A 15,781-nucleotide genomic window follows, 5' to 3' on the forward strand; every position below is an offset into this window, starting at 1 on the left:
ACTGTTTCGGGCAGTTACAGAAACCCGTCCAACTCGTCACGCTCGCTGCCTAGCTGATCCAGCAAAACCCCAGTAGAACCAGGGCTTTAGGCCACTCTACCCCGACCAGCGGTCTGGAGTCGAGGCTTTGCATCTGGAGTGGATCTGGAGTGGAGTCGCGAAGACGGCTTCAGAAGCTCCCGAACGACCGCCACGGGCGACTCCACGCCCATGGCACGCCGCTGCTCAAGGGCGGACTCCCACGAGCCCGTGAGCGCCTCCTTGAGATGCTCACGCATCACCTCGGTGGGGTGCGAATACCTCCCCGACACGGTGTGGTCCTTATGGCCCATCCGCTCATCCATCAGCGGCTTCGGAGTCCCCAGCTCCTCCATGAGCGTCTTGTGGGAGTGCCTGAGCCCGTGCGGAGTCAGGTCCGGGGCGATGGGCGCCCAGCACGCCACCGCAGCCTCAGCGCGCTCCTCGCCAACCCGGGAGCTGTCCCAGTCGAACGGCCCCGGGACGCCGCCATTCTCCGCAGGCGCCTGGTAGACGGGCCTCTCACCGGTCATTCCCGGATAGAAGCGCCCCCAAGCCGCCGGATAGAGCAGCCGATACCGGAACGCTGTCTGGTCCCAGTGGTGCCACACGTCGCCGGCGAACAGGTGGACGCCGGGCGCGTGCCGCTCGTCCGCGGGCACCTCATCCCCGCACGGGCACCAGCGGGCACCGGCGGGCACCTCGTGGTGGACCACCTGTCGGGCCTGGATTCGCCATAGCCCCAGAAGGAAGTCCGGGAGGTCGATGGTCCGCTTGGAATCGAACTTCGGACCCTTGTTGTAGAAGGTCTTCGTCTTGCGTCCACGGGAGAGCTGCTTCTGGAGTCGGTATTTACCACTGACGGACCCCAGCTCAACAGCCATGGCTTCGCTGATGCGCATGCCCGTGTAGTACATGCTCGTCAGGAGGATGAACTCGTCGTCTCGCCCCGTGAGCACGGCCGCCCGCTCAGCGAGCAGCAGCGCCGTGAACGGGTTGATGATCGTCGCCGGGCGGGTGGTGGCTTCCCGACGTGAGGTGTACTTGCCGCGGCCCCTGCGGGTGACGGCGGGGTTGCGGTGCATGAGGCCGGCGTCGACCGCGTCAGAGCACAGGGTGCCGAGGAGGCTGATGATTCCCGTGGCGGTCCGGTAGGTGTACCCGGCGTCGTGCAGGGACTTCGCCCAGACCCTGATCTGCGTATCAGCGTTCGCGAGTTCCCGCATCCGCGTCTCCCCCCACCGGGGGAGGATGTGGTTCGTCAGGATGCTCTGGTAGCCGAGGAGCGTATTCAGCTCCAGGTCGAGGCCCTCGTACCACTCTGTGGCCCAGTCGCGGACGAGAAGCTGGGAAGCGTCCTCACGGGCGGCTCCGCGACGGGTCGCTTCGACTTCCTGCTCTTTGGCGTAGTCGAGTGCCTTCTTCTTGGTGGGGAAGCCGGACTGCTTCTCTTGCTTCCCGGCGGCGTTTTTCCAGCACGCACGCCAGCTCTTCACCAGCTTCTCGGCGTAGGCCACGTGTGTCTCCTCGGGGGTCAGGGTTCCATGATGCCCTGCTGGAGTGACGCGTGGGAGGGCTGACACGAAGAAGCCCCGGCCGAGTGGCCGGGGCTGTTCTATGCCCTATGCCGGGCAGGTCCCCGGAGACACTCCGGGATGATCTCGGGGGTCGCGAGCATTTTCGCGAGCTCCCCTAGGAGCCCCGCAGGATCACTTCGGATCGCGTCCAGGGGTGCGTAGATACCGAAGGCGATACAGAGGGTGAGCAGGGGCAGGTCGGGCAGTTCGTGGACGGCCTCGACTGCGGTCAGGGAGACGGGGGCACCGTCCTGGATGGACCAGGTGAGGCCATCGGCGGTCTCAGCGAGCGAGGTCAGGGCACTGTCGCCCAGGTTGGCGACCTGGACCTGGAAGGGGATTAGGGGGTCGTCGGGGCTGTACATCCGGACCATCCTCACGTCGTTGTCGAGAAGGGCCCCGGGGGAAGAAGCGGAGCTGCTTGTGCCATCGGCTGCGGCTCGGTGGCCTTTGGCTGTGAATGCACGGTATGGGACAGGAGGGCAAAAGGTAAAGTCGCGGCCGTTGTCCCAAGATAGATTTTACCTACCCTGAGCAGGCAAAACGCCCGAAGTGGTGGTATAGGGGCATGCTGAAAGCGGCACCCACGGGGTCCCGTGTGCCGCTGGTCGTAAGACGTTCTCCCAGCCTGGGGGGTTCACATGTCGGATCGGTGGATCGCCGCCATGGCTCGGAGCTTGCGCACCGCGTCCTCAAGAGACAGGCCCGCCTCAAAAGCGGTCCGAAGATCAAGGTCGGCCGTGGCGTAGTGGTAGTGCCACTTGTCGTCGTCCCGCACCCACGCCTCTAGAAGCTCTCCGTCACGAAGCGGCGCCTTGCCCTCAAGGCGAAGTTCCGGGTCGGTGTCCTCTATGGGCGGGCGCCCTCCGCGCGGCACGAGGAGGGGGCCTGGATCTGTGGCGGCCGGCGGCGTGGTGCCCGCGAGAATGTGGTCGCTCGCGCCGGGCGCCCATCCGAGGGCGGCCTCGATCTTGCGGAGACTGCGGGCGTTGATCTTCTCGCCCCGACGGGCTTTCCCAAGGGTTTCGACGCTGACCCCGGCTTCGGCTGCGACCGTCCGATACTCCTTCCCGGAGACGAGGATGTGGTCGTCGATAAGTGTGCCTAGTTGTTTGCGCTGGTCAGTCATAGTGTCCACACTACAAAGTTCTCCAATGCACTCCAAGGTTGACCCCGTGATACTGCCATTTTGAGGGGAGCCTTGCCTACCCCTTGGTGGCTACAGCTTGCTATCGGGTGGCTTCTGCACGTGCATGTGGTCCCAAGTAATCCAATGTTACTGATCAGTAGGTCTCCAAAACGCTCCAAAGTACATGTACTTTGAAGCCATGCTCAGTCAGACAGTCGACGGAGCCAAGCTCCGCAGCCTCCGTGAGGCAGCCCGCATGTCGGTCGCCGCGCTCGCTGAGCAGGCCGAATGCAGCCGCTGGCACATCTACGGCATCGAGACCGGGCGCTGGCAGTGCTCCGGAGAGGTCTACGACCTGATCAAGGAAGCACTCGACGCCTCCGATGAAGACCTGCTCGAAGAAGGGGACGCGGCATGACGGACCGGCTGCTCACACGACAGGAAGTCGCCGACCGGCTCGGCATCAAGGCCCGCTGGATCCAGCGCAAGTGCCAGTCCGGAGAGATCCCCTGCACCCGCCTCGGCCCCCGTTACATCCGGTTCACGGAGGCGCAGGTGGAGCAGATCATCGCGTTCCACGCCGACGAGCCGAAGGCGCGGCGCAGGCCGCGGCCGGTCGCTCCGTCGAATGTGACGGAGCTGAAGCCGAAGACCCCGCGTGGGCCCACCAGGCGCAATCGCGCTGGGGCCTGACCACATGAAGATGCCCCCGCCAGGAAGCGACCCCGGCGAGGGCGAAGGCACCTGAACCTCAACGAAAAGGAGAAGTGCCATGGGACACATTACCCGCACCGACACCCACCTCCCACCCCGCATGTACGCGTCGGACCTCAGCGTCACCGACACCGGGGCCCACATCGAGCTCGCGGCCGGCCTGCACATCACGACCCTGCACATGACCGGTGACACCGCCGACCTCCTCGCGGACCTGGACACCCTCACGGTCGCCCTGGATGAGGTGCGCCGGGAGCTGGAGAAGAAGGCTGCGTGGGCTGAGTACGACGTGCCGGCGCCGCGCCCGGCCGCCGAGGTCGAGTTCGTGATCGCCGCTGGCAAGTGGACGCGGGGGGTGGCGGCATGACCGCCGAGTTCGCTGCCGCTGAGGCTCGCCGTCGGGTGCGTGAGCACCGAGAGACGGCCTACCACTCAACCCTGATCCCCGCCCAGTCCGCCCGTGTGTGGCGGATGGACGACGACGGCCTCGGTTTCACTCACATCCGTTGTGGCCGTTGGTTCGGCCCGTACATCGACCCGCAGCAGACCACGGAGCACGCGGTCGCGCACGACAAGGGATGCGAGGTGCGCCGTGAGCGCTGACATGAGCCTTGATCAGATGGGTTTCCGGGACTTCCTCGAAGCCCACCGCCGCAACCTGTCCGCGCTGGAGGCCGCTTACGAGGCCGGGATCGACGGCACGGGGGCGCTCAGCGAGTTGACCGAACTGTTCGACGACGCCGGGTTCTCCCTCGTCCTCGCCCGGTCGAAAGCGACCGCTGACCTCCGCGACCTCGAAGCCGCCGCTGCTGGCGACATGGTCCCGGAGGACGTGGACGGGCTTCCTCAGGAGCTCGTGGACGCGATTCTCGCGGACGCCGAAGACGGGCTGCTGGACCTGGACACGCTGCACGACCCGGTGCCGGTGTGGACCGAGGGGGAGCGCGCCGCTGCTCTGCCCGACCGCGACACGTACCGCGCCGACCACCCGTTCCCGATCGACGACGAGGAGGTGCAGTGGTGACCGCCTACCTGTTCCGTGCCAAAGGGTGCGACGAGACCACCCGCGTCGTCCTGGACCTGACCGACGACGAGGCTGCGACCGCCCGACGGATCGCTGACGCCATCACTGCCGCGTCCGACTACTCGTGCGAGCCGCGCCTGTACGTGGTCCCCGTGTCGGAGGTCGACGAGGACGAGCTTCCCGAGGAGGCCGACCAGTGACCGCCACCGAGGAGCGGACGCTCTCCGCGATCACCCGCCCCGGCGTGTACGACGGCCTCCCCGAGGCTCTTTATCACCGCGACCCCGTGCCCGGCGGTTCGCTGTCCTCCAGCGGCGCCCGGAAGTTGCTCGCCCCCAGCTGCCCCGCACTGTTCCGGTACGAGCAGACGCATCCCCAGCCGCACAAGAAGGCGTTCGACCTCGGCCGCGCCGCCCACGAGCTCGTGCTCGGCGTCGGATCCGGAGTCGAGGTCGTCGAGGTCACGGACTTCAAGACGAAGGCCGCCCGCGAAGCCCGTGACGCCGTCTACGCGGAAGGCAAGACGCCGCTGCTCCCGAAGGAGTACCAGCAGGTCCAGGACATGGCGGAAGCAGTGAAGGCGCACCCGATCGCCGGGCACGTCTTCAAGCCGGGCACGGGCAAAGCCGAGCAGTCGATGTTCTGGAAGGACCCCGCCTCGGGCGTGGTCTGCCGGGCCCGCCTGGACTGGCTGCCGACTCCGACGAAGGGGAAGCGGCTGATCGTCGCTGACCTGAAGTCTGCCCGGTCGGTGGCCCCCGCCGATCTCCAGAAGTCGATCCACGAGTACGGGCTGCACCAGCAGGACGACTTCTACCGGCGGGCGTGCCGGGAGCTGAAGATCGGCGACCGGGACACGAGCTTCGTGTTCGTGTTCGTCGCGAAGACGCCCCCGTACCTCGTGACGGTCGTGGAGCTCGACCACGAGGCCCGCCGGATCGGCAAGGAGCGCAACGACGCCGCGCTGAAGACCTACGCGCGCTGCAAGGAGACCGGTGTGTGGCCCGGATTCTCCGACGACATTGAAGTTCTTTCGCTCCCCGTGTGGGCCGAGCGAGCGCACGACGAGGAGTTCATGGCATGACGATCGACATCCACCAGCAGCAGAGCACCGACGTCGCCACCACGCAGCAGTCCTTCGAGGGTGACGCCCTCGTGCAGTGGGCGATGGCAGCCGACCGGGCGTACCAGATCGCCACGAAGCTCGCGAACACCAGCTTCGTCCCGCAGTCGATGAAGGGCAACGCTGGGAATATCACCGCCGCAATTCTCGCGGGCAACGAACTCGGACTGCCTCCCATGGCGGCGCTCCGCTCGATCGACGTCATCCAGGGAACCCCCGGACTTCGCGCCCACGCCATGCGCGGCCTGGTCCAGTCGCACGGCCACCAGGTGCAGCTCATCGAGTCGACCTCGGAGAAGTGCGTGATGCGGGGCCGCCGCAAGGGCGACGAGGACTGGCAGGAAGTGGAGTGGACGTTCGAGCGGGCTCGTCTGCTCGGTGTGACGGAGCGGAACCCGCAGTGGAAGAAGCAGCCGCAGACCATGTTGGAGGCACGCTCCACCGGCAACATCTGCCGTCTGATCGCGTCCGATGTCCTGCACGCGATGCCCTACGCCAGCGAGGAGCTGGACGGCTACGGGCAGGCCGACGGGGCAATGCAGGTTCGTCCGGTGACCATCCGGGAGCTCGCGCCGGATGCCGCCCCGGGGGAGGAACAGCCGCAGCCTGAGGGTGAGCCGCGCACGGAGCTGCCGAAGGACGACCCGTGGTACGTGCCCACGGACGCCGCCGAGGACGCCGAGACGCTCGCTGAGTACGAGGCCCAGTCATGAGGCCTTCGCCGCAGTCGATGGTGACTCTGCTCCGCCAGCGCCCGATCCAGCTGGTGCCCGCCGCCCCCGCCCCGAAGCCCATCGTGCGCACCGATGGCCCGTGTGGGTTCTGCGAACACGACCGCGCCGACCACGGCACCAGGTACAGCACGTTCGGCGGCGCCCACGAGTGGCTTCCCCGCCACCCCGGCTCGCACATCACCGCCCTGCACCCGATCGGAGACGACCGATGACCGAGTTCTACGCCGACATGCACGGCGGCGAAGAGGTTACCCCCGGGGCGATCGCTGCCGCTGAGACCGCACTCGAAGGGGTTGCTGTGTACGAGACCCCCGAAGAGCTGGTCGAGGAGATCGAGCGGCTGAAGTCGGAGCTGACGGAAGCCGACGCCGCAGCCGAATTCAACTGGAACTCGTACCAGAACGCCATCACCTGGCATCTCGCGATGGCTCGGGAGATTGTCCGGCGCGGCGGCACCATCCCCAAGGACGCGCCCGACCTGCCGGAGACCGTCGCACACCTCGCGAAGATCCACGGCGCTGACCAGGTCCGCGCCGCGCTCGACTCCCTCTGACCATCCCCCTAGGGCGGCCCCGTCGCGGGGGCGCGGGGCCGCCCACCCCCGAAGGAGAAGCACATGGACCACAAGCCCCGAGTCATCGGACTCGACCTCAGCCTCACCAGCACCGGCCTCGCCTCATCCCTGGGATGGACAGACCGCATCAAGACCAAGCCCGACCAGTACCCCACCACGTTCGATCGGCTCCGCGCCATCCGCGCATCGGTTCTCTCGGCGGCCCGGAGCGCCAACCTCGTCGTTGTTGAGCAGCTCGCCATCAGCAGCCAGACCGGGCAGCACCTCACCCGCGCGGGCCTGTGGCACCTGGTTATGGAGGCCATCGACGCTGCTGATGTCCCGTGGGTCGCGGTCACCACGCAGACCTTGAAGAAGTACGCGACCGGCAAGGGCAACGCGAGCAAGGACGAAACCATGCTCGCTGTCGCCCGTCGGTTCTCTGAGTGGGAGGTCAGCGGCAACGACGAAGCGGATGCTCTGGTGCTCGCTGCGATGGGAGCGGACTACCTCGGTCACCCGATCGCGGATATGCCGAAGACCCACCGTGACGCGCTGGACAAGGTGGCGTGGCCGGAGCTGGAGGTGGCCCGGTGAAGCACATCCGCAGCGCACCCAAGGGCACGTCGCTCGTCGCGGACGCCACCCCATGGGCGTGGCAGTCCGAGGCCGCGTGCGCCGGGCTTCCGCTGGAGCTGTTCTACGGAGTCGACGGCGAAACCGACACTGAAGCCGACCTGCGCGAGGAGCGCGCCAAGAAGGTGTGCGACCAGTGCCCGCTCAACACGTGGAAGACGTGCCTGGAGAAGGCGCTCATCCCCACAGAAGGCAAGCAGCACGGCGTGCAGGCGGGCTACACCGCCAAGGAACGCGTGATCATCCGCCGGCGTCGCCAGCGCGCCGCGAAGACCGCAGGGAAGAGGGCCGCGTGATGGGATCCCTCCTCTACTGCTACAAGTCCGGCTGTGGCCACGACGAGTGCCGCCGCCACTGGAACGCCTACGAGATGAACCGCAAGCGCCAGATCGCCTACGGGCGCTGGGAGCCCTACGTGGACGCCGCTCCGGCTCGCGAACACGTCCTGTGGCTGATCGCTGAAGGTGTTCCCATCAAGAACCTCGTGCCGATCTACCCCACGGTTCACGTCCTCGTGTACGGGCGCCCCGCCGAGGGGCAGTCGCCCACCAAGAGGATGCGCCGCGAGTCCGCCGACGCTCTTCTCGCAGTCCGCCCGACCCTGGACATGCTCGGGGAGCGTGCCCGGATCGATGGCGCGGGAGCCCGCCGCAGGGTATGGGCGATGTGCGCTCTCGGGTATTCGCTGGCGGAACAGGCGCGCCGCATGGGGTCGACCGTGTTCCGGTTTCGGCAGCTCCTTGCTGACGACACGGTCACGGTCGGGTTCTACCGGCGGGTCGTCGCCCTGTATGACGACGTGTCGATGGTTCGCCCTGAGGGGTGGGTGGCTGACAAGACGCGTCGGTGGGCCGCTGCGCAGGGGCATCTGCCGCCGCTCGCATGGGACGACGACCTGATCGACCTCCCCGAAGCGGACCTCCAGGTGGAGCTGTCCCGCCGCGTCGCCGCGATGGACGACGACGAGCTGCGCCGCTGCGCCAGCGCCTACAAGGCGGAGGGTGACCGCACGCCGCTGATCTCCGCTGCTGCCCGCGTGTGGCGCCGGCGGCTCGAATCCGACCGCGCCGCCTGACCCAGACTGCCCGCCGTGCCCTCGGATCGCCATGGACACGGCGGGCCCCACCCCAAGGAGGGGACATGAACTCCGCAGCTCTCTGCTACCTCAACAACCTCGCCAACGCCGTCACCGACTGGGACGCCGCCCTCATCCGCCAGGCCGTGCTCGTCACCGCACACCTCCAGAACGGCCGGGTGTCCGCGAACGACTTCCGCGACTACCTGCCCGAGGTCGCCCAGGGCGCCGTCGGCCTCATCATCCGGCAGCTCCCCACGCCCAAGCACGGCGCGCTCGTCCGCAAGGCCACCGTCCAGGGCCACCCGATCACCGTCCCGTCCACCGCGGAGTCCACGCACGGCAAGCCGATTCAGGTGTGGGAGCTGACCTCGGCCGGGTGGGCGGCGGCAAAGGCTCTCATGGAAGAGCGGGTGGCGGCGTGACCCACTCCTACGACCCGTTCACAGCCCCCGCGACCACCAGCCAGCACGATCCCGACGCCGAGCACGACCAGCAGGTCCGCAAGACGTTCGCCCGCGAGCTCGCGATCATGCTCGACGGCGAAGGTCAGGATCGCGCCGCCCACCTCGTCCGCCACGCGCCCACCGACGGGCAGTGGCCATGAGGCACGCCGAAAAGCCCGCACAGCGGCGGGCTGATGCGGACGCGGTCGGCTACGCGTCGGCGGGGCGCTTCGGCAGCTCCGCTCCGGGCTCCCCGACGTACCAGCGCACGAACGTCCGGAGCACCTTCGACCGGTCCGCTTCGGGGTCGGGGCTCTTCTTCACTGCCAGCTCGAACTTCTCCCACAGCTCATCGGTGGCGACGAACCGGCGGGGCTTGTTGGCGGCCATGGCCGGCACTCCTTCTGCTCGGGTCACACGGAGCGTCTCCCCGCGTGGACATAAAGGAGTCTCTCATATGGGTAGCGTCATGGCCATAGTATGGCTATAGTCGAGCCATCAGCAGGGCGCCAGCCCAGCCGAACAAAGGAGAACCGCGTGACCCCCGTCCGCGCCACCCGCGCCGCCACCAGCCCCGTCGTCGGCCACTACGACACCGTCACGGTCACCGACACCGACTGGGACACCGGGCAGCCCACCGGCATCCGCACCATCTACCGCGCCTACCTCGCCAACGGCACCCCCGCCGGGACCCCGATTAGCTGGGGGAACGGCTTCGCCCCCGCCACGAACACCTACCCCACCGAGGCCAAGGCGCGCGCCGGGATCCGCCGTGCCCACCGCCACCTCGCCGAGATCGCGGCCGAACTCGACGCCATCCACGCCCAGTCCGCTACCCACGCCCGCCTGATCGGAGCCTGACCATGACCCCGCGCGTAGGCGCCACCTACATCCACGTTCCCACCGGAGCCCGTTACACCCTCGAAGCGGTCGAGGGCGGGCGGTTCGCAATCCTCGCGCCGCAGGGCAGCACCCTCGCCAGCGCCGACCCGCGCAGTCAGCGTGTGCACGACTCCCACCTGCACGAGAGCGACTTCCAGCCCAACGGACTGCCGCTCCGCCGCGGCTACCGACTCCAGTCGTGGGAGGGCTGATGGAACACCCGCTGCTGCGGGGGCGGGTCGGCATGGACCGGCTCCGCGCGAAGGCCGCGCTGAAGTTGCTGGGAGCCACCCGCAAGGCGCGTGAAAACACTGTCAACCTTCACCCTGTCGCCTCTAGGAGGCTCGTGTGATCCGCCGTCACGTCTGCTTCACCGCCGAGTGCTCCACCTCCGACTGTGAGCCCTTCGACGAGTACACGCCGCACTTCAGCAGCGAGGAAGAGGCCGTCGAGAAGCTCACCCGCGAGTGGGGGTGGACCTTCGACGGCGAGACCGCCCTCTGTGCTGGCTGCACCGCTGTCCGTGAGTGCGAGCAGGCCGGCCATGAGTGGTCATCCGGGTACACCGACCCGTCCACCGGGGTTCGCGAGGAGTACTGCGGGCGGTGTCACGGGGCGTCCCGTCTGCTCGCCACGCAGGGGTCCTGATGGGCGACTCCACGAACCCGTATGACCGCGAGATCGACCACGAAGACGCCTAGGAGGCGCAATGAGCACCACCGCACACCTCTACCGACACCCCAACGGCAGTACCCACCCCGGCCCGCGATGCCAGGGGAAGAGGTGCTTCCCCCCAAAGAGCTACGACTGCGTCCTCCACGGCCAGGACCACCCGCTCACTCCCGACTGCATGTACGCAATCGCCGAGTGGGCCATGGACAACGACCCCGAATGCGGGGCCTCGATCGACGTCCTCCGCATCACCGAGGACCCCGCGTACAAGGCCGCCTGTCGGCGCGCTTGACCCCTGACACGACGGGACCGGGGCGCTCGATTCGCCCCGGTCCCACCCCCAGCAAACCACACCAAGGAGACACGCGTGAATCCCCTGTTCCGCCACCGCAAGTTTGACCTCTCTGGAGGGTGCGGCACTGAGATCGCCGTCTACGAGTCCCGCATGACCATCGGCTTGCTGGATCACCTCGGGCGGACGCTGAGCGACGCGCAGGCTCCCACCCCAATCGGCCCCGACGCTGTCGCTTTGGCCCGCGCGATCCTCGCCGCCGCCGGAAACACCGGGCACCGGGTGATCAGTACCGAGGAGCTCCAGCGTCTCGTCGTGCACAGGGCTGAGCAGAAGGGCGCCCGGTCCATGCGCGAGCGGGCCGCCGAGGTCAGCGACGCCTGGTCCGAGGGGCACGGCGTAGCGGATACGTCGGACTACATCGGAGCCGCGATCCGCGCCCTCCCGCTGCTCCCCGAAGAGCCCGCCCGCACGCCCCTCACCGCCGACAACGACGCCTAGGAGACACCGTGATCACCACCATCCGCCCGACCGGCACCAATGACACCCACTACATCCTCGGGTCCGCCCCCGGATGGGCGCACTGCGACGCGTGGATCGACAGCGGCGAGGTCGCCACCGAAAGCATTCCGACCTGCAAGGCGTGTGCGGCCTACGTGGTGGAGGCAGTCACCACCCCCTAACCCCTCAGCCCGACCGGACCCGCAGCAGCACCAGCGAGCAGCCGGACACCGCGTGCAAGGCGCGGACGGGCACCAGAGCAGACCAGACCGAACCCCCTCAGGAGGGCGCATGAGTCACGAAGACCAGATCAGCCAGCAGATGGACCGCCTCACCATCGCCGCACAGAACACCATCACCCACTGGTCCGACCTCGAAGTCCGAGGCCACCTCAAAGAGCACCCCGACTTCGTCGAACACAGCCTCACCCTCATCGAGGACATGACCCGCACCGTCCGCGCCGCCATTCAGAAAGAACGCCCTGACTGCGGAAACGTCGCCAGCGGGGAGCCCGCACGGGACTTCGACGACCAGGTCAACACGTACAGGGGCCACTCCTGCACCTGCGACTACTGCTACCAGCAGGAGCCCGACCCCGACCTTGACCCCGACTACCTCTACGAGGCCTTCAGCACCCCCGCAGCAGAGCAGGAGGTCAGGCTGGACTACCCCGGATGCAGCCGAGACGACCTCATCCGGCTCCTCGGCACGGCCAAGAACGAAGCCACCGAGACCACCAACACGATCATCGCCGCCGCTGAAGCCGCCGCCAGCTCGGGGCCTGACGCCGCGGTCGCGATCATCGCCCAGTACGTCCTCGACAACGGGCACGTCCTCGACCCCGCAGGGGTCACCACCGGGCGGATGTACACCCTCGCCGCCCAGGACCGAACCGAGCACAACGGCCGGTTCGAGGAGGCCTTCAACCTCTGGGAGAACGCCTGGGAGGAGTGCCACGACATCTACACCGGGCCGCCCACCACGAACGACAACAACAAGGCCGCGACCGCCATCCGTGAGGCCCTCGCCAAGGGGCACGAGCAGGAGTACATCCTCCAGGCCGCCCACCACGCCGGCGCGATGTTCCGCACCGACATTGACTACTTCCTGCCGCGGCAGGACGCCAGATGAGCCCCCTCGGCGTCGCCACGGTCGCCCACGACACCGCGCTCCGCACCCTCGCCACCGTCATGGCCGACGCCATCGCCGAGCGCGGCGGGAGCGCGAAGGAAGTCGTCGAGGCCCTGGAGCTCCTCCGCTCACAGGCCCACCACCTCGTGGACGACCTCATCGACGAAGAGCAACTCCGCCGGCCGCCCGGATACGGGGCGTGGAGAGCGAGACGATACTGCGAACTCAGAGTCCCGACCAGCTGACATAACACCGCCAAGGAAGCACGGAGAAATGAACGAACCCCTGGCCCCCTACACGGCCACACTCGACCACATCAAGCTTCTCGCAGACAAGCGTGACCGCTTGGCCGCCGCACAACTTGAGGCTGAAAACCAAGTCCTCCACCGAGTGGCCGCGGATTTTAACGCTGGGAAGCTCAGCCTCGCCGACCTTTGTGATTTCTGGGACTCCTTTCGAAAGAGTGCCCTTCAGGGCTACTCCAGCCGATGGAAAAAGGCATTCCCCGAGTTCCCTCCCAATCGCCTCTCCGGACATCTCAAGGGGTTCCATCGAGCTCACCTTTACACCCCTGATGAGGACGGTAACTGGCGAGGGAACTACCCCTTCGACGCCGACACGGACCGTCGCCCAAAGTCCGGCGTGAGCGTCGTCTACGTCCTCTACGACATCAAAAACGCTCCCTGCTACGTGGGCAGCACCCACAACCTCGGTGCTCGCCTCGAGAGTCACTACCGCGGGGGCAAGAGGTTCACGAAGTGGCTTGCCTACGCCTGCACAGACAGGGCCGCGGCGTATGCGCTGGAGACCCGCCTTCTCCAGGAGAACAAGCCGTACCTGAACAAGCGCGCCCGAGCCTGAACAACCACTACCAACCGGGGGAGCCATGGGGGTGCGCCTGATGGTCGAGATCTACGACCACTGGAGCGACTTCGGGCTGACGTCCGGCGAGCGCAGCGACCTGCTCGTCATCGCCGAGAACGCCAACGACAAGACCCGAGAGACGTTCGGCAGCATCCACGCGCCGTACATCCTCCACCGCGCTGGCGACAAGTCCCCAGCCGCGTGGAAGAACACCATCGGCAAGCTCATGAAGAAGAGCGCCCTGGAGTACGCGGTCGAGGGCGGTCGGGAAGTCCGCGGCCATCCCGGCCAGACGGCCCGCTACCGGATCCCGCACCTGTGTCCGCTCCGCGATCACGACGGCCTGTGGGGTCAGTGCAAGAGGACCGAAGAATGGGTCACTCCTCAGATGACCCATTCGGACCTAGGTAGTGATCGGACCGAAGGAATGGGTCACTTCTCAGGTGACCCATCCGACGGAATGGGTCACCTGACAGATGCGGAATGGGTCACTTCTCAGGTGACCCCTACCCCTCCTACCCCTCCTACTACTTCCGCCGAAGCGGAAGCAGGCGCCCCCGAGACTCTCTTCGATGTCGCCGCGAAGCCCAAGCCGAAGAAGGCGTCCAAGCCCCCGACGCCGGCCCAGATCGAAGCCCGCAAGATCACTGACGGCTACTTCAAGAAGTACGGCGTCGGATCCAGCCAGACCAACGTGGCCGTCCGCAAGATCGTCGAGACCACCCTGACCAACGGCACCGACCGCGACATCGCGGCTTGGGCCGTCGACGCGATCGGCCGCACCGGCAAGGCCATCACCGCCTGGCGGCTCACCGACGCCATCGCCGACGAGCGCGCAAAGCGCGGCGACACCCCCGGTTCCATGGCTTCCCGCCGCACCGCTGCCGAGTGCTCGGAGCACTCCATGCCCCTGGCGTGCTCCGCGTGCCTGAGCGACATCCGCGCCGGCGACGACGAGGTGCCCCGCCGCCTCCTCGCCGCACACGGCCCCGAGGTCCGCTGGGACCTCGCTGAACAACTCACCAAGGGAGAAGCCGCCTGATGACGGTTCATGACATCACCCCCCGTATTCCTCAGGACGACAGCACTCCGCCGCACGACGTGGGCGCCGAGCAGATCGTCCTGGGCGCGGCCATCCTCGACTCGCGGGTCCTGCGGGACCTGGGGGACCTGATCACCCCGATGGACCTGTACCGGCCCGCGCACCAGGTCATCCTGGAGACCGTCATGGGCATGGCGGACCTGGGTCTGCCCATCGAGCCGGTGGCGGTGCACCGGGAGCTGGTGAAGCGCAAGCAGGCCACCGCGGTTGGCGGCGCACCGTACCTGTACGAGCTCGTGGACAAGGTCCCGACGGTGCAGAACGCCACCTGGTACGCCAAGCAGGTCGCGGACCTGGCGTTCCAGAGGCGCCTGATCGAGGCGGGGACGCGGATCGCTCAGATCGGTTGGGAGGGCGAGGGGGAGCCGACCGTCCTCGCGGAGGTCGCCGACGAGGCCCTGCGGTCCGCTACCGCCGCGGGTGCGACGGGGGAGCCGGACACGCACCGGCTCGGGGATGACGCCGAGTTCATCGACGCGCTGGAGAAGCCGCTGTCGACGGAGAACATGGTGCCCGCCCCCTACGCCGATCTCGGCGAGCGGATCGGTGGCGGGTTCAAGCCGGGCCAGCTGATCTGCGTCGCCGGACGGACCGGTGGCGGCAAGTCGGTGGTGGGCCTGGACATCGCCCGGCACGCGGGGATCCGCCACAAGATGCCGACCCTGTACATCTCGCTGGAGATGCCCGCGGATCAGATCCGGGAGCGCATCTACGCCGCGGAGGCGAAGGTTCCGGGGAAGCGCATCACCGACCACGACCTCACCAACGAGGACTGGGAGCGCATCGCGAAGGTCAGGCCAGCTATCAACGCGGCGCCGATCTGGGTGGCTGCGCCGGCGCAGTGCACGCTGAACATGGTCCGCCAGCGGTTGCAGGCGATGGAGCGCAAGGGCCACAAGCCGCGGCTCCTGGTCGTCGACCACGTCGGGCTGATGTCCTCGACGGGGAAGAACGAGTCCCGGTACACCGAGGTCAGCAACTACGCGCGCGGGTTGAAGCTTGTGGCGATGGAGTTCAAGATCCCCGTGGTCATGCTCTGCCAGGTGAACAGGGCGGTGGGGCAGCGCCCCGACGCGATTCCGCGGGTGTCGGACCTGCGCGACTCGGGCGAGTTGGAGCAGTCCTCGGACCTGGTCGCGATGGTGCACCTGCCCGACTACGACGTGAAGGACAAGGCGGACGGGCACGAGCGCGCTGGCGAGGTGGATCTGTACCTCGCGAAGAACCGCTCCGGCCCGACGGCGGTCGTGACGCTGTCGGCGCAGCTCCACTACTCGCGCTTCACCGACATGGCGCAGGGGTGAGGGC

At 67.6% G+C, this 15,781-nt stretch carries 30 protein-coding genes; 26 read left to right on the forward strand and 4 right to left on the reverse strand.

Annotation, left to right across the window (positions count from 1 at the left end; all coding sequences use genetic code 11):
- Positions 1-86 precede the first annotated feature (86 nt).
- From ACIRPH_RS30795 to ACIRPH_RS30805, 3 genes are all read right to left on the reverse strand, one after another.
- Positions 87-1,535: a tyrosine-type recombinase/integrase gene (locus tag ACIRPH_RS30795; RefSeq protein WP_402920852.1), complete on the reverse strand. Its 1,449-nt coding sequence runs from the start codon at positions 1,533-1,535 to the stop codon at positions 87-89.
- A gap of 98 nt (positions 1,536-1,633) precedes the next feature.
- Entirely contained in the window at positions 1,634-1,960 is a 327-nt protein-coding gene (locus ACIRPH_RS30800) for a hypothetical protein (RefSeq protein WP_402920855.1), read from the reverse strand.
- 272 nt (positions 1,961-2,232) lie between these two features.
- Entirely contained in the window at positions 2,233-2,724 is a 492-nt protein-coding gene (locus ACIRPH_RS30805) for a hypothetical protein (protein WP_402920858.1), read from the reverse strand.
- A gap of 199 nt (positions 2,725-2,923) precedes the next feature.
- Between ACIRPH_RS30805 and ACIRPH_RS30810 the strand changes: the two genes are divergently transcribed.
- The 15 genes from ACIRPH_RS30810 to ACIRPH_RS30880 all read left to right on the forward strand — a co-directional run bounded on the left by ACIRPH_RS30810 (position 2,924) and on the right by ACIRPH_RS30880 (position 9,190).
- A complete protein-coding gene (locus ACIRPH_RS30810; RefSeq protein ID WP_402920860.1) occupies positions 2,924-3,142 on the forward strand; it encodes a helix-turn-helix transcriptional regulator in 219 nt (72 codons plus the stop codon).
- Positions 3,139-3,417 (forward strand): helix-turn-helix transcriptional regulator, encoded by a 279-nt coding sequence (locus ACIRPH_RS30815; RefSeq protein ID WP_402920863.1) that lies wholly within the window; start codon positions 3,139-3,141, stop codon positions 3,415-3,417. Before ACIRPH_RS30810 ends, ACIRPH_RS30815 begins: the two co-directional genes overlap by 4 nt.
- Before the next feature lie 79 nt (positions 3,418-3,496).
- The gene (locus ACIRPH_RS30820; protein WP_402920866.1) at positions 3,497-3,805 is read left to right on the forward strand and encodes a hypothetical protein; all 309 of its coding nucleotides are present in this window, start codon (positions 3,497-3,499) and stop codon (positions 3,803-3,805) included.
- Positions 3,806-3,840: 35 nt separating this feature from the next.
- Positions 3,841-4,041 carry a hypothetical protein gene (locus ACIRPH_RS30825; RefSeq protein WP_402920869.1) on the forward strand — a complete coding sequence of 67 codons (201 nt, stop codon included), beginning with the start codon at positions 3,841-3,843 and terminating at the stop codon, positions 4,039-4,041.
- Positions 4,031-4,462 (forward strand): hypothetical protein, encoded by a 432-nt coding sequence (locus tag ACIRPH_RS30830; RefSeq protein WP_402920872.1) that lies wholly within the window; start codon positions 4,031-4,033, stop codon positions 4,460-4,462. The genes ACIRPH_RS30825 and ACIRPH_RS30830 overlap by 11 nt, the downstream gene beginning before the upstream one ends.
- The gene (locus ACIRPH_RS30835) at positions 4,459-4,662 is read left to right on the forward strand and encodes a hypothetical protein (protein ID WP_402920874.1); all 204 of its coding nucleotides are present in this window, start codon (positions 4,459-4,461) and stop codon (positions 4,660-4,662) included. The genes ACIRPH_RS30830 and ACIRPH_RS30835 overlap by 4 nt, the downstream gene beginning before the upstream one ends.
- On the forward strand, positions 4,659-5,546 hold the full coding sequence (locus ACIRPH_RS30840) for a PD-(D/E)XK nuclease-like domain-containing protein (RefSeq protein ID WP_402920877.1): 888 nt from the start codon (positions 4,659-4,661) through the stop codon (positions 5,544-5,546). The genes ACIRPH_RS30835 and ACIRPH_RS30840 overlap by 4 nt, the downstream gene beginning before the upstream one ends.
- Positions 5,543-6,298 (forward strand): hypothetical protein, encoded by a 756-nt coding sequence (locus ACIRPH_RS30845; RefSeq protein WP_402920880.1) that lies wholly within the window; start codon positions 5,543-5,545, stop codon positions 6,296-6,298. The genes ACIRPH_RS30840 and ACIRPH_RS30845 overlap by 4 nt, the downstream gene beginning before the upstream one ends.
- A complete protein-coding gene (locus tag ACIRPH_RS30850; RefSeq protein WP_402920882.1) occupies positions 6,295-6,531 on the forward strand; it encodes a hypothetical protein in 237 nt (78 codons plus the stop codon). The genes ACIRPH_RS30845 and ACIRPH_RS30850 overlap by 4 nt, the downstream gene beginning before the upstream one ends.
- Entirely contained in the window at positions 6,528-6,872 is a 345-nt protein-coding gene (locus ACIRPH_RS30855) for a hypothetical protein (protein WP_402920885.1), read from the forward strand. The genes ACIRPH_RS30850 and ACIRPH_RS30855 overlap by 4 nt, the downstream gene beginning before the upstream one ends.
- Before the next feature lie 63 nt (positions 6,873-6,935).
- The gene (locus ACIRPH_RS30860; RefSeq protein WP_402920888.1) at positions 6,936-7,469 is read left to right on the forward strand and encodes a hypothetical protein; all 534 of its coding nucleotides are present in this window, start codon (positions 6,936-6,938) and stop codon (positions 7,467-7,469) included.
- Positions 7,442-7,804 carry a WhiB family transcriptional regulator gene (locus tag ACIRPH_RS30865; RefSeq protein ID WP_402920891.1) on the forward strand — a complete coding sequence of 121 codons (363 nt, stop codon included), beginning with the start codon at positions 7,442-7,444 and terminating at the stop codon, positions 7,802-7,804. Before ACIRPH_RS30860 ends, ACIRPH_RS30865 begins: the two co-directional genes overlap by 28 nt.
- Positions 7,801-8,583: a hypothetical protein gene (locus tag ACIRPH_RS30870; protein ID WP_402920893.1), complete on the forward strand. Its 783-nt coding sequence runs from the start codon at positions 7,801-7,803 to the stop codon at positions 8,581-8,583. Before ACIRPH_RS30865 ends, ACIRPH_RS30870 begins: the two co-directional genes overlap by 4 nt.
- A gap of 65 nt (positions 8,584-8,648) precedes the next feature.
- Entirely contained in the window at positions 8,649-9,008 is a 360-nt protein-coding gene (locus tag ACIRPH_RS30875) for a hypothetical protein (RefSeq protein ID WP_402920896.1), read from the forward strand.
- A complete protein-coding gene (locus ACIRPH_RS30880) occupies positions 9,005-9,190 on the forward strand; it encodes a hypothetical protein (RefSeq protein WP_402920899.1) in 186 nt (61 codons plus the stop codon). The genes ACIRPH_RS30875 and ACIRPH_RS30880 overlap by 4 nt, the downstream gene beginning before the upstream one ends.
- A gap of 49 nt (positions 9,191-9,239) precedes the next feature.
- On the opposite strand, the gene ACIRPH_RS30885 is transcribed toward ACIRPH_RS30880, so the two are convergent.
- On the reverse strand, positions 9,240-9,419 hold the full coding sequence (locus ACIRPH_RS30885; RefSeq protein ID WP_402920902.1) for a hypothetical protein: 180 nt from the start codon (positions 9,417-9,419) through the stop codon (positions 9,240-9,242).
- Positions 9,420-9,566: 147 nt separating this feature from the next.
- On the opposite strand from ACIRPH_RS30885, the gene ACIRPH_RS30890 reads away from it, so the two are divergent.
- From ACIRPH_RS30890 to ACIRPH_RS30940, 11 genes are all read left to right on the forward strand, one after another.
- On the forward strand, positions 9,567-9,890 hold the full coding sequence (locus ACIRPH_RS30890; protein WP_402920904.1) for a hypothetical protein: 324 nt from the start codon (positions 9,567-9,569) through the stop codon (positions 9,888-9,890).
- Between the two features lie 2 nt (positions 9,891-9,892).
- Entirely contained in the window at positions 9,893-10,123 is a 231-nt protein-coding gene (locus ACIRPH_RS30895) for a hypothetical protein (RefSeq protein ID WP_402920907.1), read from the forward strand.
- The gene (locus ACIRPH_RS30900) at positions 10,123-10,263 is read left to right on the forward strand and encodes a hypothetical protein (RefSeq protein ID WP_402920910.1); all 141 of its coding nucleotides are present in this window, start codon (positions 10,123-10,125) and stop codon (positions 10,261-10,263) included. Before ACIRPH_RS30895 ends, ACIRPH_RS30900 begins: the two co-directional genes overlap by 1 nt.
- The gene (locus ACIRPH_RS30905; protein WP_402920913.1) at positions 10,260-10,559 is read left to right on the forward strand and encodes a hypothetical protein; all 300 of its coding nucleotides are present in this window, start codon (positions 10,260-10,262) and stop codon (positions 10,557-10,559) included. Before ACIRPH_RS30900 ends, ACIRPH_RS30905 begins: the two co-directional genes overlap by 4 nt.
- Positions 10,560-10,950: 391 nt before the next feature.
- Positions 10,951-11,376: a hypothetical protein gene (locus ACIRPH_RS30910; RefSeq protein WP_402920916.1), complete on the forward strand. Its 426-nt coding sequence runs from the start codon at positions 10,951-10,953 to the stop codon at positions 11,374-11,376.
- A gap of 8 nt (positions 11,377-11,384) precedes the next feature.
- A complete protein-coding gene (locus ACIRPH_RS30915; protein WP_402920919.1) occupies positions 11,385-11,558 on the forward strand; it encodes a hypothetical protein in 174 nt (57 codons plus the stop codon).
- Positions 11,559-11,667: 109 nt separating this feature from the next.
- Complete coding sequence (locus tag ACIRPH_RS30920) at positions 11,668-12,507, forward strand: hypothetical protein (RefSeq protein ID WP_402920922.1); 840 nt, start codon at positions 11,668-11,670, stop codon at positions 12,505-12,507.
- Positions 12,504-12,752, forward strand: a complete 249-nt coding sequence (locus ACIRPH_RS30925) for a hypothetical protein (RefSeq protein WP_402920925.1) — start codon at positions 12,504-12,506, stop codon at positions 12,750-12,752. The genes ACIRPH_RS30920 and ACIRPH_RS30925 overlap by 4 nt, the downstream gene beginning before the upstream one ends.
- Before the next feature lie 28 nt (positions 12,753-12,780).
- Entirely contained in the window at positions 12,781-13,368 is a 588-nt protein-coding gene (locus ACIRPH_RS30930; RefSeq protein ID WP_402920927.1) for a GIY-YIG nuclease family protein, read from the forward strand.
- 40 nt (positions 13,369-13,408) lie between these two features.
- A complete protein-coding gene (locus ACIRPH_RS30935; protein WP_402920930.1) occupies positions 13,409-14,413 on the forward strand; it encodes a hypothetical protein in 1,005 nt (334 codons plus the stop codon).
- Positions 14,413-15,777, forward strand: coding sequence for a replicative DNA helicase (locus ACIRPH_RS30940; protein WP_402920933.1), 1,365 nt, complete (start codon positions 14,413-14,415; stop codon positions 15,775-15,777). Before ACIRPH_RS30935 ends, ACIRPH_RS30940 begins: the two co-directional genes overlap by 1 nt.
- Positions 15,778-15,781 lie beyond the last annotated feature (4 nt).

The organism is Nocardiopsis sp. NPDC101807 (assembly GCF_044766605.1).
Classification (GTDB): domain Bacteria; phylum Actinomycetota; class Actinomycetes; order Streptosporangiales; family Streptosporangiaceae; genus Nocardiopsis; species Nocardiopsis tropica.

Bases quoted from the DNA above. Each gene is read 5' to 3' on its own strand.
- ACIRPH_RS30845 (WP_402920880.1), top strand. From the start codon at position 5,543: ATGACGATCGACATCCACCAGCAGCAGAGCACCGACGTCGCCACCACG.
- ACIRPH_RS30860 (WP_402920888.1), top strand. From the start codon at position 6,936: ATGGACCACAAGCCCCGAGTCATCGGACTCGACCTCAGCCTCACCAGC.
- ACIRPH_RS30925 (WP_402920925.1), top strand. From the start codon at position 12,504: ATGAGCCCCCTCGGCGTCGCCACGGTCGCCCACGACACCGCGCTCCGC.
- ACIRPH_RS30875 (WP_402920896.1), top strand. From the start codon at position 8,649: ATGAACTCCGCAGCTCTCTGCTACCTCAACAACCTCGCCAACGCCGTC.
- ACIRPH_RS30855 (WP_402920885.1), top strand. From the start codon at position 6,528: ATGACCGAGTTCTACGCCGACATGCACGGCGGCGAAGAGGTTACCCCC.
- ACIRPH_RS30800 (WP_402920855.1), bottom strand. From the start codon at position 1,960: ATGTACAGCCCCGACGACCCCCTAATCCCCTTCCAGGTCCAGGTCGCC.
- ACIRPH_RS30805 (WP_402920858.1), bottom strand. From the start codon at position 2,724: ATGACTGACCAGCGCAAACAACTAGGCACACTTATCGACGACCACATC.
- ACIRPH_RS30815 (WP_402920863.1), top strand. From the start codon at position 3,139: ATGACGGACCGGCTGCTCACACGACAGGAAGTCGCCGACCGGCTCGGC.
- ACIRPH_RS30895 (WP_402920907.1), top strand. From the start codon at position 9,893: ATGACCCCGCGCGTAGGCGCCACCTACATCCACGTTCCCACCGGAGCC.
- ACIRPH_RS30885 (WP_402920902.1), bottom strand. From the start codon at position 9,419: ATGGCCGCCAACAAGCCCCGCCGGTTCGTCGCCACCGATGAGCTGTGG.
- ACIRPH_RS30850 (WP_402920882.1), top strand. From the start codon at position 6,295: ATGAGGCCTTCGCCGCAGTCGATGGTGACTCTGCTCCGCCAGCGCCCG.
- ACIRPH_RS30900 (WP_402920910.1), top strand. From the start codon at position 10,123: ATGGAACACCCGCTGCTGCGGGGGCGGGTCGGCATGGACCGGCTCCGC.
- ACIRPH_RS30935 (WP_402920930.1), top strand. From the start codon at position 13,409: ATGGTCGAGATCTACGACCACTGGAGCGACTTCGGGCTGACGTCCGGC.
- ACIRPH_RS30820 (WP_402920866.1), top strand. From the start codon at position 3,497: ATGGGACACATTACCCGCACCGACACCCACCTCCCACCCCGCATGTAC.
- ACIRPH_RS30810 (WP_402920860.1), top strand. From the start codon at position 2,924: ATGCTCAGTCAGACAGTCGACGGAGCCAAGCTCCGCAGCCTCCGTGAG.
- ACIRPH_RS30940 (WP_402920933.1), top strand. From the start codon at position 14,413: ATGACGGTTCATGACATCACCCCCCGTATTCCTCAGGACGACAGCACT.
- ACIRPH_RS30930 (WP_402920927.1), top strand. From the start codon at position 12,781: ATGAACGAACCCCTGGCCCCCTACACGGCCACACTCGACCACATCAAG.
- ACIRPH_RS30920 (WP_402920922.1), top strand. From the start codon at position 11,668: ATGAGTCACGAAGACCAGATCAGCCAGCAGATGGACCGCCTCACCATC.